The organism is Variovorax paradoxus (assembly GCF_030811855.1).
Lineage (GTDB): Bacteria > Pseudomonadota > Gammaproteobacteria > Burkholderiales > Burkholderiaceae_C > Variovorax > Variovorax paradoxus_L.
The window spans coordinates 308,937-324,381 of record NZ_JAUSRN010000001.1; the positions used below are offsets into that span (position 1 = coordinate 308,937).

The following is a 15,445-nucleotide window of genomic DNA, read 5'->3' on the forward strand; positions in this document are numbered from 1 at the left end:
ACGGCGACTCCGGTAGTTCGCGGCCGGCTTTTCAGCTCAGCTTGCAGCCGGCTTGTTCAACGCTCAGGAACGACTGTCCGGAACTGACGACATCCACATAGTCGTCCGCATCCTTCATCTGCTTCTTGGCCTTGCCGCGAAGCAGGTAGTAGTCTTTGATGACCTGGTGGTCTTCCTTGCGGATTTGCTCCTGCCCCGTGAGGCCCTCGAACTTCATGCCTTCCAGCGCCGAGATCACCGCCTTCGGCTCGGTCGAACCCGCCTTGGCGATCGCGTCAATGACGCATTTGGTGCAGATGAACGCAGCGGCCAAGGTGTAGTTCGGCGTGACCTTCAGCTCTCTGGTGACCTGCGTGATCAGCTCGCGGTTGGTCGGAGAATCGACGCTGTGCCAGTACTGCGCCCCGAAGTAGATGCCCTCGGTGGACTCTGCGCCGAGCGACTGGAACTGCTCCAACCCGGACGTCCAAGGCACAAGGATCGTCATTTTCTTGTGCAGCCCGAAGCTGATGGCTTGGCGCAGCGCATCGGTTGACTGCGTACCGAAGTTGAGCAACACCAGGACGTCCGGCTTGGCCGCCATGGCATTGGTCAGATAGCCGCTGAACTCTTTCTCCGCCAGCGAGTGGTAGCTGTTGCCGACCAGCTCCACGCCCTTTTCCTTCAGCACATCCTTGGTGGCAGCCAGCATTCCTTCGCCAAAGACGTATTGGGCGGTGATGGTGTACCAGCGCTTCGCCTTGGGCTGTGCCTCGATGAGTGGCCGCACCGTCTGTGCGACGGCGCCATAGGCAGGCACGGGCCACCGGAACGTCGCCGAATTGCATTCCTTGCCCGTGATCTCGTCTGCACCGGAATAGCAGAAGAAGACGCCTCCGAGTCGGTGGACTTCTTTGCCCATCGCCAGAGCTTCGGGGGACAGGATCCCGCCGACAAAGAACTTGGTGTTCTTTTGCTGCGCAGCCTCCTGCACCTTGCGCACCGCCGTCGCCGGCTTTGCCTCCGTGTCAAACACGCTGTACGCGAGGCGACGACCGATGACGGTCCCATACCGCTGGATTGCCATGCGAACACCGAGTTCCCCATACTTGCCGTTGACGGCAAATGGGCCCGACATGGGGAAAGGCGCCCCGAACTCGATCCCGTCGGCCGCCTGCGCCGAAGCTACGCGGGAAAGCGACACCGGGGCAATGCCGGCCGCGGCCAGCGCTAGTAGGTCACGTCTATTCATATTTTCTCTTTGAAGTTTCAGTTGGGGAAAGTGACGACGGCCGCGGCGAACCGGGAATCGCCGCGAGGGAACCTATGGCGAGTTGAGAAGTTGCGCGACGGCGCCCGCTACCGAAAGCAATCGGCTGTCTTCGCCTCGGGCCCCGACCAGTTGAATGCCGACCGGGCGGCCGTCCGCAGTCAGCCCGCAAGGGATCACGATGGCGGGTTGCTGGCTCAGATTGACGGGAAAGCTGAAGCCGGTCCAATCGGTCCATCGGGTCATGCCGCTGCCCGGCGGCACCTCGTGACCCGCCTCGAAGGGGGCCACTGCCGTGGCGGGCGAGACGAGGACGTGGTAATCGTGCAGCAACCGATCCATTGCGCTGCCGAACTCGGCCCGCCGCATCTGCGCAGAAACGAGGCCCGGGGTCATCTTTCGGCCGTCGCGTGCGGCCTCCAGCAAGCCGGGGTCAATGCGGCTTCGGTCTTGCTCCGGTATCGAGTCGATGCGGGCTGCTGCACCACAGAGCCAGTGGTGCTTGAAAATGTCCAGGACGTCGTTGCGAGGCAGTTGCACGGGCTCTACGCAGGCGCCGGCGCGTTCGATTCGGCGAACGGCTCGCTCGACGATCTGCATGACCTCTGGTTCGACTTTCCCCGTCGCGGGCTCTGACCAGTAGCCAACTCGCGTGCCGGCGAGCGCGGTCTGGCCGGAGTGAGGCGATGTGGGGCCATGCGCGCATTGGGTCCAGTCGCGCATGTCCCTGCCCGCCATCACCCTGAACATGGCCTCTGCGTCAGCAACGGATCTGGCAATGGATCCGATGTGGGACAGGGTTCCGAACGCACTTACCGGAAAGGTGGGAACGCTCGCGTAGGTCGGCTTGAATCCCACCGTTGCGGTGAAGGACGCAGGAACGCGCGCCGATCCCCCGCCGTCCGTGGCGAGATGAAGGACACCGGCGCCGGTGGCGGCCGCCACGGCCGCACCACCAGACGATCCTCCGGCGGTCACGCGAGGCATCCAGGGATTGCGCGTGATACCGCTCGACGGACTGTCCGTGACCGCCTTCCACCCGAACTCGGGCGTGGTGGTCAGGCCCAGGAGAACGGCCCCGGAGCAGCGCAGTCGCTCGACCGCTGGTGCGTCCTCATGTTGTGGTTGGGGCTGCGTTGTCAGACTGCCGAAGCGGACCACCCAGCCCTTGACCCAGACGATGTCCTTGATCGTCGTCGGAATGCCATCGATCGGCGACAGCGGGGTGCCTGTCCGCCAGCGCTGTTCGGACGCACGAGCCTGCTCCATCGCGCCGTTGTGATCGATGTACGTGAATGCGTTGAAGGGCCTGTTGATCGCTTCGGCCCTGGCGAGGGATGCACGCGCGACCTCCACGGGCGAGACTTCGCCTGAGCGATACAGCGCGGTCAGTTCCGCCACGCCGAGGCGGCAAAGTGGATCGGCATCCAAGAGAGGCGAGCTGATTTGCTTCATGAAATTTTCCAACTGACATGTATTCGAATGCGCTGAAAAGATTTAGAGCGGACGCGGCTTCCCCTGGCGATGTCCAACCGCCATGGTGAATGGATTCCAGCGAAGCACGGTGCTATGCGTGCGCGCAGTCGGGGGGCTTGGGGGGAGGACCTTCCGAAGCAGACGATCCGCGGCTTGAAGTCCGTGCAAGCACGCCTTTGAATTCTTTGATGGGGCCTGCAATGTCCCGAACTGAGCCGATTGCGCTCACGCCGCGCAGAACTCCCTCGGCATCGGAGGAGAGAAAAAGTCGCGAACGTCCAATCGTCTCGACCTTGGTTGTGGAGCCCAGGGAGGGAAGTCCTGCGACCTGGAGTGCGAAGTCGTACTGATTGCTCCAGAACCAAGGCACCGCATCAAACTCAAGTTGCTGGCCGAGCATGTTTCGGGCCGCAGTGTCTGCTTGATCCTCGGCATTGCGCCAGTTTTCTATCCTTACGGCCCGCCCGTAAAGTTGGCTGTCGTAACAGCACACATCACCGCACGAAAAAATTCGTTCGTCGTCAGTTCGAAGAAACTGATTTGTCCGTATGCCGTTGTCGGTTGCCAAACCTGCCGTTGCAGCCAGATCGACATTCGGTCGAACACCAAGGCCATAGACCACGATGTCACTTGCCACCGCCTCGCCGGTCGAAAGGCGAACGGCCTGCACCCTGTCCGTCCCCTCGAGTGCCACGATCCCGACACCGAACCGGACATCCACGCTTCGTCGTTGATGCTCAGCCACCACTGCATCCGAGACGATCGCCGGCACACTCCTGCCCATTGCTTGCGGTGCGCGCTCCAGCACCGTGACCGTACAACCGCGTTCCAGAGCCGCGGCAGCAACCTCCAGGCCAATCACGCCGGCGCCGATGACCACCAGGCGGCAGCCACGTTGCAGTGAGTCCGCAATCGCTTTTGCATGCTGGGGCGTGCGCAGCGGCAATACCCCGATCAGATCCGAACCTGGCACCGTGAGCGGATTGATGCTCGCCCCCGTTGCCAGCAGAAGCCGGTGGTAGGCGATCTCCCGCCCGCCTTCCAGGATCGCGCGCCCAGTATCTCGATCGATGCGAGTGACACTTTGGGCAAGCTGCAGATCGATTTCATTCTCCGCGTACCAGGAGTCAGCGTAGAAGGTGCATTGTTCGCCTGTTTTCTTGCCTAGAAGCACCGCCTTGGACAGCGGGGGGCGATCGTAAGGAAGGCAACTCTCCTCACCAATCAGGCTGATACCCCCCGTCCAACCATGCTTGCGAAGAGCAGCGGCGGCTCGGGATCCGCTATGACCTGCGCCAACGATCACGATGGGCTCTTGGCAAGTGGTCATGGCTTTCTCTTCGCGCCCGTCTTTACTGTGCTGCCTTGGCTTGTGCGCACGCCAGCATGGCGTCACCAATCACCCGCTCGCCTTTCGCATTCAGGGCTTCCCCGGCGCTTTGGATATCGCGCACCTCCTTGTTCTGGCTCAGCTTGGCCTTGCCCACCAAACGCGTTACCTCGATCTCGATTCCGACGATCGCCTTGAGCATCGTGTCGATGTAGTCCTTGGGACCATCGGTCATCTTCCATGGCGTTGGCTGCGACGCCTCGTGAGTGCGGGTGAGCCGGGCCACCATGCCACGGACATATCGCTCATCGTCCCGAATCGTGGCGCGCCCGTAGGCATGGACCACGATGTAGTTCCAGCTGGGCACCTGCTTGTGAAATTCGAGCTTGCTGGGATACCACTGGGGCGAGATGTACGAATCCCCGGCCCGAAACACAACCATCACTTCGTCGCCGCTGACGATGTCCTGCCACACCGGGTTGTTGCGCGCGACGTGCGAGTGCAGCACTACTTTGGATCCCTCCTTGGCGTCCAGCTCGAACGGAATATGGTTGGCATCCAAGCCACTTTTTCCGTGCGTAAACAAAATACCCAGTGGATTCTTGACGATCAGGTCGTGCAGAACTTCAGGGCGCGATTCATCGAAGTGGGCAGGAACGTACATATCTCTATCTCCGTAATTGGTTGCTGAGGACGGAAAACTTCGACCAGGCTCGATTCAGATCTCGATCATTTCGAAATCGGCTTTGCCGGCACCGCATTCAGGGCACATCCAATCGTTCGGCACATCCTCCCAGCGCGTTCCGGATGCGATGCCTTCCCCAGGCAGGCCTTGCTCTTCGTGGTACTCGAATCCACAGAGCACACAAAGCCAGCTCTTGAAGGCCACGGCTTGGTTCTTCTCGGTTGCGCAATCACTCATGGGGTGCCTCGCTCATGTCATGCCGGCTTCGAAAACAAGCCGTCGTCAAAAAGTAGTATGGTGTATTCAGGTTCAGTGAGATGGACCAGTATTCACTTATCTCAGGAGACCAGAATCCAATGCCACGGACAGCCAAGACGCCGGAAGTTCCAGCGCTCGGGCAACTTGACCGGGAGGCCGGCGGTCTCGGACGGCAGCTCGCCCATAAGCTGCGTCAGGCGGTCAAGAGAGGCGACCTCCAAGCCGGCGAGATCCTCCCGTCGACGCGCGCGCTCGCCAAGTCCCTGGGAGTCGCACGCGGTACCGTCCTCGAGGCTTTCGAACAGCTGATTGCCGAGGGATTTCTCGAGGCCGAACAAGGCGGCAGCACGCGCGTTGCCGCATCTTTGGCTGACATGCCATTGGTTGCAGCCGACGCGCGCGAAAGCAAGGCGAGCGCCAAGCCTCTGCCACTGCCCTTGCCTTCCGCGGCGTTCGCCCAGATCGCTCGGCAGTTCATGCCGTTGCCACCGGTGCCTTTTGCTGTGTCAGTGCCTGCCGGCGCTGCCGCTCCCGGCGAGGTCTGGCGCCGCCTGGGAAACCAGATTCGCGCGCGCGGCAAGGGGGGGCCAAGCGGCTATGGAGACCCTCAGGGCGCCCTGCCTCTGCGCCAGGCGATCGCAGAATATGTGCGACGGTCTCGCTCAGTGCGTTGTGACCCTGCTCAAATCATTGTGACGACCGGCACTCAACAAGGGCTGTATCTGGCTTGCCTGGTGCTGCTCGGCAACGAAGACTATGCGTGGGTCGAGAACCCGGCCTATTGGGGCATCACGGCAATATTGGAAACCTTGGGGCCGAAAGGCCGCATGGTGCGCGTGCCGGTCGATTCGGAAGGTTTGATCGTCGACGAGGGCTTGCGCTTGAGACCCGATGCGCGCGCCGCGTTTGTGACCCCATCGCATCAGTACCCTTTGGGCATGCCTTTGAGCATGGCGCGCCGAAACGCCCTGCTGACCTGGGCACGCACAAATGCAGCCTGGGTCGTGGAAGACGACTATGACAGCGAGTTGCGATACGCGGGACATCCATTTCCGGCGTTGCAAGGCCTGGATCCTGACCATGTGATCTACCTGGGGACATTCAGCAAGATCCTCTTTCCATCGCTGCGGCTCGGATATGCCATCGTGCCTCCGAGACTGGTCGACGCATTCTGTGGTGCTCGCATGCTGTTGGACCGCCATCCACCGAGCGCGGATCAGCATGTCTTGGCGGCTTTCATCGCCGAGGGGCATCTGGATCGGCACATCCGACGGATCCGAGGCGTCTATGGAGAATGCCGCAGCCAGCTTTCTCAGCTTTTTCAGGACCTGCTTCCCAGCGAATTGGCATGGCTGCAACCCAGCGATCAGGGCATGCACTCGGTGCTCTGGCTGGCGCCTGGCATTGACGATCAGGCCGTTTCCGTTCAGGCCGCCAGAGCCGGCGTGGCTGTGCGACCAGTGTCTCGCATGTACGCGGAAGGCAGCGAACGTTCAGGCTTGATCCTGGGCCTGGGAGCATTCACTGCCGATCAGATTGCGGACGCCGCGCGGCGACTGGCATCCATCATCACTGCTGCCGCTCCAACAGGACGGCGCAGGGTCCGGAGCACGATCCGATAAAAGGGCCGTCATCGATCGCCAGAATCGCAGGCCAAGAGAACGGACCTGCGCTCACTCCCACTTGAGAGAGCGTTCCACCGACATGTCCGGATCGCTGCAGACTTCGATCAACGCCGGTCCCTCGACGCTCATGGCTTGCTCGACGATGCCTGCGGCATCCCTGGAGTGCTCGATCCTGAATCCACGGGCGCCGAACGCCTCGGCTAGTTTTGCAAAGCCGGGATTCGCCAGGTCGGTGCCGCTGATGCGATGAGGAAAGTGCCGCTGCTGATGGGTGCGGATGGTGCCGTATGACCCGTTGTTCGACACCACCACGCGCAGGTTCAGACTTCTGTCGATCGCGGTGATCAGTTCGTTGCCGTTCATGAGAAATCCGCCGTCGCCGACGAAGGCGAGGACTTCTCGCCCCGGGTGGCGCAAGGCAGCCGCTATGCCGGCCGGGACACCCGTTCCCATGGCTCCGCAAGCCGAACCGAGCAGCCGGTTCGCCGGCGTCATCTTGAAGATGCGGTGAACCCAGGCTGCAAAGTTGCCCGAATCGGTCGTCAAAACTGCATCGTTCTGGGCCAGGCGCGCAAGCGCCATGATCGTGTGGCCCAGGACGTCGTTCGCCACCGCATTCTGTGGCTGCCAGCCGTGCGCACGGTCGGCAGTTACGCGCACCCGCTCGAGCCACTGGCTCGACACCGCCCCGGAGCCGCCATGGCGCAATGCGGCACGCACGAAGCCATGCGCCGTCGAGACGATCGGCAGTGCCGCCGAAAAATGGCGCCCGATCATGGCCGGATCGGGATACACGTGAACGAACTTCTGTGCATCGGCGCCCTGCCGCGGAAACGCGAAACCCAGGGACGACACGTCGCCCATGCGGCTGCCGATCGCAACGATCAGGTCGGCCTCGCTGAAGAGCGCCGTGTGCGCGGGCGAGGTGAAGAAGCTCAGTTGGCCCACCCAGCGAGGGTCTGTGTTGGAGAACTGGTCCTGGTTCTTGTTGGTGACGGCAACGGGAATGTTCCACTGGTCGACGAGCGCCTGGAGATCGTTGCGGAAATCATCGGTCCGGCACTCACCACCCACGATCAGGATCGGCCGGCTGGCCTTGGAAATCAGCTCGCGCACGCGCGCGGCATCCTCCAGGGTCGCCTCGGCGCGTGCGACACCGTGAACCCGCGCGGGCTGCCGCTCGACCAGTTCGGTCAGCACGTCTTCGGGCAACTCGACAGCGACCGGCCCCGGCGTTCCCGAGGCAGCCGCGGCAAAGGCGCGGGCCATCACTTCGGCAACGGCCGCTGCCTTGTCGATGCGCCCCGACCATTTCAGCAAGCCGGAAAAAGCTTTGCCGGAATCGATTTCCTGGACGGCGCCGCGGCCCAGGTTCGGCGTTTCGACCTGGCCGATCAAGAGGATCAGCGGAACCGCTTCTTCGGCCGCCACGTGGACGCCGATCGCGGCATTGAAAGCCCCCGGCCCTCTGCTCGCCATGACGATGCCGGCGCGGCCCGTCAGCTTGGCGTCCGCAATCGCGGCCAGGGCCGCGGATCCTTCGTGCCGGCATGTCACCAGATCGAAGTCCTCCCGCGCGTGAAGCGCATCCAGGAGCGCAAGGAAGCTTTCACCGGGAACGCTGAATGCACGGTCCGCGCCGTGCGCGACCATGCTGTCGACGATGGCCTCGGCAACTCTGTACGTCATGAACGTCCTTCTTTCAAGACGCGTTCACGTCGACGACCACGCGGCCCCGGATCTCGCCCCGCATGAGCCGGGCGGCTGCTTCGATCGCTTGCGGCAGCGCGATCTCGGCCGCTATGTCTTCCAGGATCGAGCCATCCAGGTCGCGCGCCAGCCGCTCCCATGCGGCGACACGGTCTGCCTTGGGCCGCATCACGCTATCGATGCCGATGAGACTTACACCGCGGAGGATGAATGGCGCCACCGACGCAGGCAGGTCAAGCCCCTGGGCCAGGCCGCATGCAGCGACCACGCCGTTGTATCGAAGCTGCGCGCATACGTTGGCCAGCGTGTGGCTGCCAACCGAATCCACAGCAGCGGCCCAGCGCTCCTTCTGCAGCGGCTTGCCCGCCTCGCTCAACTCCTTGCGATCGATCACGTCGCTGGCCCCGAGCCGCCGCAGATAGTCGGATTCGTCCAGCCGCCCCGTGGACGCGGTGACCGTGTACCCGAGCTTGGCCAGGAGCGCGATCGCAACGCTTCCCACGCCGCCGTTCGCCCCCGTCACGAGCACCGGCCCATCGCCTGGCTTCAGCCCGTGCCGCTCCAGGGCCATCACGCACAGCATGGCGGTGTACCCCGCGGTTCCGATGGCCATGGCATCCCTGGTGCTGAAGCGCTTCGGCAGCGGAATCAACCAGTCGCCCTTCACGCGCGCCCGCTGTGCAAGCCCGCCCCAATGCGCTTCGCCAACGCCCCAGCCGTTGAGCACCACCGTGTCGCCCGGCTTGAATCCGGGATGGTCGCTCTGCTCCACCACGCCCGCAAAGTCGATGCCCGGCACCATGGGAAAGCTCCGGACTACGGGCCCCTTTCCGGTGATGGCCAGGCCATCCTTGTAGTTCAGCGTGCTGTATTCGACGCGGACCGTGACGTCGCCTGGGGGCAGGCGGTTTTCATCGATCTCGGCCAGCGAGGCGCGGTAGCCTTCCGCGTCTTTTTCCACGACGATGCCTTTGAACATAATTTCGCTCCAATAAAAAATCAGTGATCCGCCGCGTGGCGGGGCGAGGGCTGGGCGCGCGCACCCAGGCTGGACAGATATGCCTCGATGAAGGTGACCAGGGGCCGGTCCGACTGCACCAGCCTGGCTCGGAGCACGGCCCCCTCCCAGGCGATCCAGAAGAACTCGGCGAGCTGCTCGACATCCAGCGTTGCCGCGATGGTTCCTGCGGACTGGGCCTCTCGCAGGCAGCGAGCCACCCGCTCCTGCCAGCCGACAAGAATGGCGTCGAGGCGTTCGCGGAAATCCACAGGCAATGCACCCAGTTCCTGGCTCAGGTTGCCGACCAGGCAGCCCCGCGTGAAGCGGTGCTTGCGCATGCCCCTGGATGCATCTGCAATGAAGTCGGCAAGCCGATCGAGCGGTGCACGTTCCTGGTTCAGCAGCCACCGGTCGAGCTTGCGCTTGAAGTAGTCGTCGTACGCCTCCATCACGGCCGCTCCGAACGCGTCCTTGTTCGCGAAGTAGTGATAGAACGAGCCCTTGGGCACGGTCGCCCGCTTCAGCACGGCATCCAGGCCCGTCGAACTGAAGCCCTGCTCGGTGAGCAGCTCCATCCCGCATCGGATCAGTACATCACGCGTTGCCGCATACGCCGGCGAAGGCCGCCTGCCGCGCGCCACGGCCGTTGTGGGTTTTTCTGTCATGTAGCAATTCTAGACCGATCGTCTAGAGATCATCCACTGCTTTCTCGAAGGCGTGCGCGCATCCGCCGAAGCCGCACCAACATGCGAACACGCATGCACTTTCATTGGGCGATCTGCACCTAATTGCAGGGGCGACGGATTGAATCTGCAGATTTCTCTCGACTTTATTGCAGGCCCAAGTCTTGCTCGTAAACCCCTATTCGAGTCCTAATTGACACAATGTGTCCTGTAGCCAATACTTCTACCACCTCCTCACTTCTGCAGAAGGAAGCCCCATGAAGCCCCACTCCATCAAGAAATGGCTTGTCGCCGCCGGCCTCGCCTGCCTGGCCATCACCACTGCGCTGGCCGACGAGCCGTATCCGTCAAAGCCGATCAAGCTCGTGGCGGGTTTCCCGCCAGGGGGTCCCACGGACATCATTGCGCGCGTGATTGCGCAGGGCCTCGGCAAAGAGCTCAACGGCACGGTCATCGTTGACAACCGCGCAGGTGCCGGCGGCGTCATCGGCGCCGATGCCGTCGCCAAGTCGAAGCCGGACGGCTACACCCTGCTCGTCGCGGTGGAGTCCTCGCAGACGCGCGGGCAAGCCCTGAATCCGACGCTTTCCTATGACCAGCTCAAGGACTTTGCCTACGTCAGGAACGTCGCCAAGCAGCGCAATCTCGTCGTCGTGAATCCCGACGTGCCGGCCAACAGCATCAAGGAACTCATCGCCTACGCGAAGGCAAACCCCGGCAAGCTGAATTTCGGCGGCACCTTCGGCGCCACATCGCATATCGGCGGAACGCTGTTCGATGCACGCAACGGCACGCAGCTCACGTTCGTGAACTACAAGGGCGGCGCGCAACCCATCACCGATCTCATGGCCGGCGTGGTGCAGGTCGGCTTCTTCACCGAGGCGACAGTCGCCCAGCACATCCGGGCCGGAAAGATCAAGGCCCTTGCGGTCGCGGCGCCGGAGCGCTCGCCCGCGTTCCCGGATCTGCCCACGCTCCAGGAAGCTGGCAGCAAGCCGATCGACCTTTCGCCTTGGTTCGGCATTGCGGCGCCTGCCGGCACGCCGGGTCCCGTCGTCCAGAAGATTGCCGCGGCGCTGGACAAGGTGGTGACGAGCCCCAAGTTCCTGGCGCAGTTGGAGACGCTCGGCGCCGTTCCGGTGAAGGTGTCGACACCCGATCTGTATACCAAGCAGGTGGCCAAGGAGATCGTGTTCTGGAACGATTGGGCGAAAACGATGACGACTCCTTTGGCCCGCTGACCGACTGCCCGGTATTCGATCCGATGAACTTCTACGACCTCTACGACGAGAGACTGCCCGCGGCGGAGCGAGCGCTCGTTCAATCCGCCGGCGACTTCTGTCGCGGCGAATTCAGCGCCCACCTCCTGGAGTCGCACGCGCAGGGCCGCGCCTACGATGCCTCATGGATCGACAGTTGGGCAAAGGAAGGCTTCCTGGGGCTTCAAACGCCAAGGGAATTCGGCGGCCACGACGCCTCGTTTCTCTGCAAGATTCGCGTGGCGCAGACGATGGCGGAGCATGGTTTTGCCGCCGCCTTTGCCATCAACAACCTGCAGGGCTCCGTGACTCGCGTGGCGCGCTTCGGCTCCGAGAAGCAACGTGCCGAGCTCCTCGGCGCCATGCTGGGCGGTCGAACGCTGTGCGCCCCCGCCATGTCCGAACCCGACGGCGGCAGCGATCTGGCCGCGCTGAAGACAAAGGCGCGGCGCGTGGACGGCGGATGGCTGATCAGCGGCACGAAGTCGTGGATCACCAACGGTTCGATCATCCAGTGCGCAAACCTGCTTGCAAGAGTTGAGGACTCAGTCGGCGCGGAGGCCGGCGATATCGCATCTTTTCTGGTTCCGCTGGTGGACGGGCCGACGCTGCGAAGGGATGAACTCGTCATGCCGGGCGCCCGCTCCTTCCGCCTCGCATCCCTGGTTTTCCAGGATCATTTCGTTCCCGACTGGTGTCTCTTCGACCCGCCAGGGCAGGCCTTCAAGTCTTCCATGGCATCGGTCAATGCCGCACGCGTTCATGTCGCGGCAATGTGCGTCGCCTCTGCCAGGGCGGCCTTGGCAGAGACGGTGGGCTACGCGGAATCAAGGCAAGCCTTCGGCAAGTCGCTGCTCAGGCACCAGGGGCTCGGGTGGGAGCTCGCGGAGGTCTCCCTGCGCCTGGAGGCGGCCAATGCACTCGTGCTGCGCGCAGCGATCGCCGTGCAAACAGGAAAGGCGGCTCTGACGCTGGCCGCCCAGGCAAAAAAGTTCGCCGTCGACGTCGCGGTCTGGGCACTCGACCAGTGCCAGCGTGCAATGGGCGCCACCGGCGCGAGCGCCGATCACCGCCTTGCCATGCTGTCGAGCGAAACACGGCTGGCGGCATTCGGCGACGGCACCAGCCAGATGCTTCTCGACCGCATTGCCAAGGGCCTGGCCAAAGACTACGGGCCTTCGCCTGCGCAAAAGGAATCTGATCAATGAGAAATGTGGTCGTCAAGGATGCGAACGCCGCGGTAGCGGGCTTGCGCGACGGAGACACCGTGATGGTCGGCGGTTTCGGCGGCGCGGGCGTTCCGCGCGGGATGATCGAGGCGGTACTGGACCTTAAGGTGCGCGAACTGACCGTCATCTCCAACAACGCAGGCTCCGGCGGCCAGGACCTCTCGCTGTGGTTCGGTGCACGCATCGTCCGGAAGATCATTTGTTCCTATCCGCGAAGCGCGGACGTGTTCGCCGACCAATACCGGGCCGGCGATGTCGAACTCGAACTGGTCCCGCAGGGCACGCTGGTCGAGCGCATCCGGGCCGGCGGTGCGGGCCTTGGCGGATTCCTCACTCCCACGGGTGTAGGCACCGTGTTCGAGAAGGGCAAGCAGAAGGTCGTGGTCGACGGCCGCGAGTTCCTTCTTGAGAAGCCCTTGCACGCGCAGTTCTCGCTCCTGAAGGGTCGGCAGGCCGATGCGCTCGGCAACCTGAATACAACAAGACGGCACGAAATCATTCTGTGGTGATGGCCACTGCCGCAGAGGTGGTTGCGGTGGAAGTCGACGAACTCCTGGAGCCCGGCGAGCTCGACCCCGAAGGCATCATCACTCCCTGCATCTTTGTCGACCGCGTCTTTCTCTCGAGGCTCGCATGAACTCGCTATCCAGACTGGAACTCGCGCGCCTGGTCGCACACCAGCTTCCCAAGCAAGGGTTCGTCAACCTCGGCATCGGAGCACCGACGAGCGTGGCGGACTATCTTCCCTCCGATACCTCGGTCATGCTGCATAGCGAGAACGGCATTCTCAACGTCGGTCCCAAGCCGGCCGAGGGAGAGGAAGACCTGGACCTGATCAATGCCGGGAAGATGCCCGTCACGCTCGCCCGCGGCGGCTCTTTCTTCGATTCCAGCCTGTCGTTCTCGATGATGCGCGGAGGCCACCTCGACATCGCCATCCTCGGTGCGTTCCAGGTCTCCCAGCACGGTGACCTTGCCAACTGGACCACGGGCGATCTGAACGGTGCGCCGCCAGCCATCGGCGGAGCGATCGATCTTGCCGTGGGAGCAAAGCAGATCTGGGTGATGATGGAGCACACAACGCGCGACGCCCAGCCGCGCCTGCTCGAGCGTTGCACCTTGCCCCTCACGGCGGTCGGGGTCGTGGCCAAGGTTTTCACGAACCTCGCGATCATCGACGTCACTGCCGATGGATTCGTCGTGCAGGCGCTTTGCGAGGGTGCAACGCTTGAGTCTGTGCAGCGGCTCACCGGAGCGCCTCTGAAGCCGGCGCCCACGCTGCGACGATTCTCTTCGAGTGGGATGCTCACGCCGCCCCTTTGAGGCCGGAGTTCAGGCTGAGAGGCGACCCGCGCCCCAGGACCTATGCGGTGGCGGCAATCACGACAAGGGCCGAAGCCGGTTCGTCGGTGAGCGCCGTGAGCTTGTGCGGAATGGTGGAGTCGAACTGCACACAGTCGCCTGGCTCCAGCTGCTCCTTGCGTGCCCCGATCTGCATCTCGATGTGGCCGGTGAGAACGAAGAGGATTTCCTCGCCCTCGTGGTGGCTCATGATCCGGCCGCGCTTCTGGGTTTTTCCCGGGCGCACGATGAATGCCCGCATCACGCGGTCGTTGCGAAGGCCCGCGACCAGCGAGAGATGCGTTGTGAGATCCCCGGCAATGGACCCGTTGCCCCGGACGATGGAAACGACGTCTTCCTCCGGCTGTTGTCCAAAGAGTCGGTCCACCGTCACGCCCAGGGCCTTGGCGATATTGAGCGCCGACTCGATCGACGGGGTGGATACGCCCCGCTCGATCTTCGACAAATAGCTGCGCGTCAGCCCTGAATCTCGAGCCAGATTCTCCAGCGTCAGTCCGCTTTGGACGCGCAGGTACTTGAGGTGTAGTGCCAAGGCTTTGAACGGGTCTGCGGCAGGCCGATCGGCTGCTCGCAACCCACTGTAAATTGCTGCGGGGCCCGATTCTGGCACGAGTGTGTTGCCCGCTGCCTAGATGTCGAGCACCAAGCGCGGTCCTGCGCACTCCGCAACACACACGATCACTTCATGCGTGCGCTCCTGAGCGCTCAACACCCGGTCGTGATGGATTGGCGGCCCCTCGGTCCAGCGCGTACGGCATGCGCCGCAGATGCCACCGGCGCATGACACCGATATATCGGCGTCCATCGCTTCCAACGTGGCCAGGAGTCCCACCTCGGGCCGCACTTCCATCTCGCGACCGCTCTTGGCCAGCACCACGCTGTATGGCTGCGCGTTCAGGGTTGGAACGAGCTTCGGCGCGGTAAACCGCTCCACGTGCTTGCGGCTTTCGGGCCACTCCGCGACAGCGGACCCGAATGCATCGAGCATTCCGGCGGGTCCGCAGCAAAATGCCTTTGCGTCGGCGCCAGCGCCCTCTACGATCGATCGGATGTCGGGCCGATTGACCTCGAGCGTGTTGTACAAGTGGACCCGCCCACCCTCTACCGCCGGCTCCAGCATGTCGATCAGGCTTGGCTCGCCCATGCTGGCCCAGTGCAGCTGGTAGTTCAACTTGCCTTCACGCTCCAGCGCCAGGATGGCCGAGACGAATGGTGTGACGCCTATGCCGCCCGCAACAAAGATGTTCATTCCGGTGGACGAGAGCTCCAGCCCGCTGCGCGGCACCGAAACACCAATGACTTCGCCGGCACGAAGTGCGTCGTGTATGTGGCGAGACCCGCCGCGCCCCTCCTCTTCGCGCTTGACTGCTACAACGTATCTTCTGCAGTCGGCGGGATCGTTGCACAAGGAATAGGTGCGTACGAGCCCATTGGCCAGATGGAGACCGATGTGCGCTCCGGGCCTGAAGGCAGGCAGGCGCCAGCCGTCCTGGTCAGCCAGTACCAGCCGCTTGACTCCCGGCAGGGGCACGTCGATTTCACGAACGACAGCTTGCAGATGCTTGATCGCCTTCGGCAT

At 63.2% G+C, this 15,445-nt stretch carries 14 protein-coding genes and 1 pseudogene; 5 read left to right on the plus strand and 10 right to left on the minus strand.

Going from position 1 to position 15,445, the window contains the following annotated elements:
* Positions 1-31 precede the first annotated feature (31 nt).
* The 5 genes from J2X92_RS01675 to J2X92_RS01695 form a co-directional block, all read right to left on the minus strand.
* Positions 32-1,231 (minus strand): ABC transporter substrate-binding protein, encoded by a 1,200-nt coding sequence (locus J2X92_RS01675; protein WP_307572878.1) that lies wholly within the window; start codon positions 1,229-1,231, stop codon positions 32-34.
* Positions 1,232-1,303: 72 nt separating this feature from the next.
* Positions 1,304-2,704, minus strand: coding sequence for an amidase (locus tag J2X92_RS01680; RefSeq protein WP_307572879.1), 1,401 nt, complete (start codon positions 2,702-2,704; stop codon positions 1,304-1,306).
* 112 nt (positions 2,705-2,816) lie between these two features.
* The gene (locus J2X92_RS01685; protein ID WP_307572881.1) at positions 2,817-4,055 is read right to left on the minus strand and encodes an NAD(P)/FAD-dependent oxidoreductase; all 1,239 of its coding nucleotides are present in this window, start codon (positions 4,053-4,055) and stop codon (positions 2,817-2,819) included.
* A gap of 22 nt (positions 4,056-4,077) precedes the next feature.
* Positions 4,078-4,719, minus strand: a complete 642-nt coding sequence (locus tag J2X92_RS01690; protein ID WP_307572883.1) for an FMN-binding negative transcriptional regulator — start codon at positions 4,717-4,719, stop codon at positions 4,078-4,080.
* A 54-nt stretch (positions 4,720-4,773) separates the two neighbouring features.
* Positions 4,774-4,944, minus strand: a complete 171-nt coding sequence (locus J2X92_RS01695; RefSeq protein WP_373424765.1) for a rubredoxin — start codon at positions 4,942-4,944, stop codon at positions 4,774-4,776.
* Between the two features lie 152 nt (positions 4,945-5,096).
* Between J2X92_RS01695 and pdxR the strand changes: the two genes are divergently transcribed.
* Positions 5,097-6,620 (plus strand): MocR-like pyridoxine biosynthesis transcription factor PdxR, encoded by a 1,524-nt coding sequence (gene pdxR / locus J2X92_RS01700; RefSeq protein WP_307572885.1) that lies wholly within the window; start codon positions 5,097-5,099, stop codon positions 6,618-6,620.
* Positions 6,621-6,671: 51 nt separating this feature from the next.
* Here pdxR and J2X92_RS01705 read toward each other — a convergent pair whose 3' ends face one another.
* Genes J2X92_RS01705 through acuR form a run of 3 tightly spaced genes read right to left on the minus strand, consistent with a single transcriptional unit; the run spans position 6,672 to position 9,998 of the window.
* On the minus strand, positions 6,672-8,312 hold the full coding sequence (locus tag J2X92_RS01705; protein ID WP_307572886.1) for a thiamine pyrophosphate-dependent enzyme: 1,641 nt from the start codon (positions 8,310-8,312) through the stop codon (positions 6,672-6,674).
* A gap of 13 nt (positions 8,313-8,325) precedes the next feature.
* Positions 8,326-9,312: an acrylyl-CoA reductase (NADPH) gene (acuI, locus tag J2X92_RS01710; RefSeq protein WP_307572888.1), complete on the minus strand. Its 987-nt coding sequence runs from the start codon at positions 9,310-9,312 to the stop codon at positions 8,326-8,328.
* Between the two features lie 20 nt (positions 9,313-9,332).
* Entirely contained in the window at positions 9,333-9,998 is a 666-nt protein-coding gene (gene acuR / locus J2X92_RS01715) for an acrylate utilization transcriptional regulator AcuR (RefSeq protein ID WP_307572889.1), read from the minus strand.
* Positions 9,999-10,273: 275 nt separating this feature from the next.
* On the opposite strand from acuR, the gene J2X92_RS01720 reads away from it, so the two are divergent.
* The 4 genes and pseudogenes from J2X92_RS01720 to J2X92_RS01735 all read left to right on the plus strand — a co-directional run bounded on the left by J2X92_RS01720 (position 10,274) and on the right by J2X92_RS01735 (position 13,827).
* The gene (locus J2X92_RS01720; protein ID WP_307572891.1) at positions 10,274-11,257 is read left to right on the plus strand and encodes a Bug family tripartite tricarboxylate transporter substrate binding protein; all 984 of its coding nucleotides are present in this window, start codon (positions 10,274-10,276) and stop codon (positions 11,255-11,257) included.
* On the plus strand, positions 11,221-12,483 hold the full coding sequence (locus J2X92_RS01725) for an acyl-CoA dehydrogenase family protein (protein WP_307572892.1): 1,263 nt from the start codon (positions 11,221-11,223) through the stop codon (positions 12,481-12,483). Before J2X92_RS01720 ends, J2X92_RS01725 begins: the two co-directional genes overlap by 37 nt.
* Positions 12,480-13,141 (plus strand): annotated as a pseudogene (locus tag J2X92_RS01730) (CoA transferase subunit A). The gene J2X92_RS01725 and the pseudogene J2X92_RS01730 overlap by 4 nt, the downstream one beginning before the upstream one ends.
* On the plus strand, positions 13,138-13,827 hold the full coding sequence (locus J2X92_RS01735) for a 3-oxoacid CoA-transferase subunit B (RefSeq protein WP_307572894.1): 690 nt from the start codon (positions 13,138-13,140) through the stop codon (positions 13,825-13,827). The pseudogene J2X92_RS01730 and the gene J2X92_RS01735 overlap by 4 nt, the downstream one beginning before the upstream one ends.
* 40 nt (positions 13,828-13,867) lie before the next feature.
* Here the strand turns inward: J2X92_RS01735 and J2X92_RS01740 are convergent, their stop codons facing one another.
* Positions 13,868-14,398, minus strand: a complete 531-nt coding sequence (locus tag J2X92_RS01740) for a helix-turn-helix domain-containing protein (RefSeq protein WP_307572895.1) — start codon at positions 14,396-14,398, stop codon at positions 13,868-13,870.
* A 96-nt stretch (positions 14,399-14,494) separates the two neighbouring features.
* Positions 14,495-15,445 (minus strand): PDR/VanB family oxidoreductase, encoded by a 951-nt coding sequence (locus J2X92_RS01745; protein ID WP_307572897.1) that lies wholly within the window; start codon positions 15,443-15,445, stop codon positions 14,495-14,497.

Bases quoted from the DNA above. Each gene is read 5' to 3' on its own strand.
- J2X92_RS01675 (WP_307572878.1), bottom strand. From the start codon at position 1,231: ATGAATAGACGTGACCTACTAGCGCTGGCCGCGGCCGGCATTGCCCCG.
- J2X92_RS01680 (WP_307572879.1), bottom strand. From the start codon at position 2,704: ATGAAGCAAATCAGCTCGCCTCTCTTGGATGCCGATCCACTTTGCCGC.
- J2X92_RS01685 (WP_307572881.1), bottom strand. From the start codon at position 4,055: ATGACCACTTGCCAAGAGCCCATCGTGATCGTTGGCGCAGGTCATAGC.
- J2X92_RS01690 (WP_307572883.1), bottom strand. From the start codon at position 4,719: ATGTACGTTCCTGCCCACTTCGATGAATCGCGCCCTGAAGTTCTGCAC.
- pdxR (WP_307572885.1), top strand. From the start codon at position 5,097: ATGCCACGGACAGCCAAGACGCCGGAAGTTCCAGCGCTCGGGCAACTT.
- J2X92_RS01705 (WP_307572886.1), bottom strand. From the start codon at position 8,312: ATGACGTACAGAGTTGCCGAGGCCATCGTCGACAGCATGGTCGCGCAC.
- acuI (WP_307572888.1), bottom strand. From the start codon at position 9,312: ATGTTCAAAGGCATCGTCGTGGAAAAAGACGCGGAAGGCTACCGCGCC.
- acuR (WP_307572889.1), bottom strand. From the start codon at position 9,998: ATGACAGAAAAACCCACAACGGCCGTGGCGCGCGGCAGGCGGCCTTCG.
- J2X92_RS01720 (WP_307572891.1), top strand. From the start codon at position 10,274: ATGAAGCCCCACTCCATCAAGAAATGGCTTGTCGCCGCCGGCCTCGCC.
- J2X92_RS01735 (WP_307572894.1), top strand. From the start codon at position 13,138: ATGAACTCGCTATCCAGACTGGAACTCGCGCGCCTGGTCGCACACCAG.
- J2X92_RS01745 (WP_307572897.1), bottom strand. From the start codon at position 15,445: ATGCCGAAGGCGATCAAGCATCTGCAAGCTGTCGTTCGTGAAATCGAC.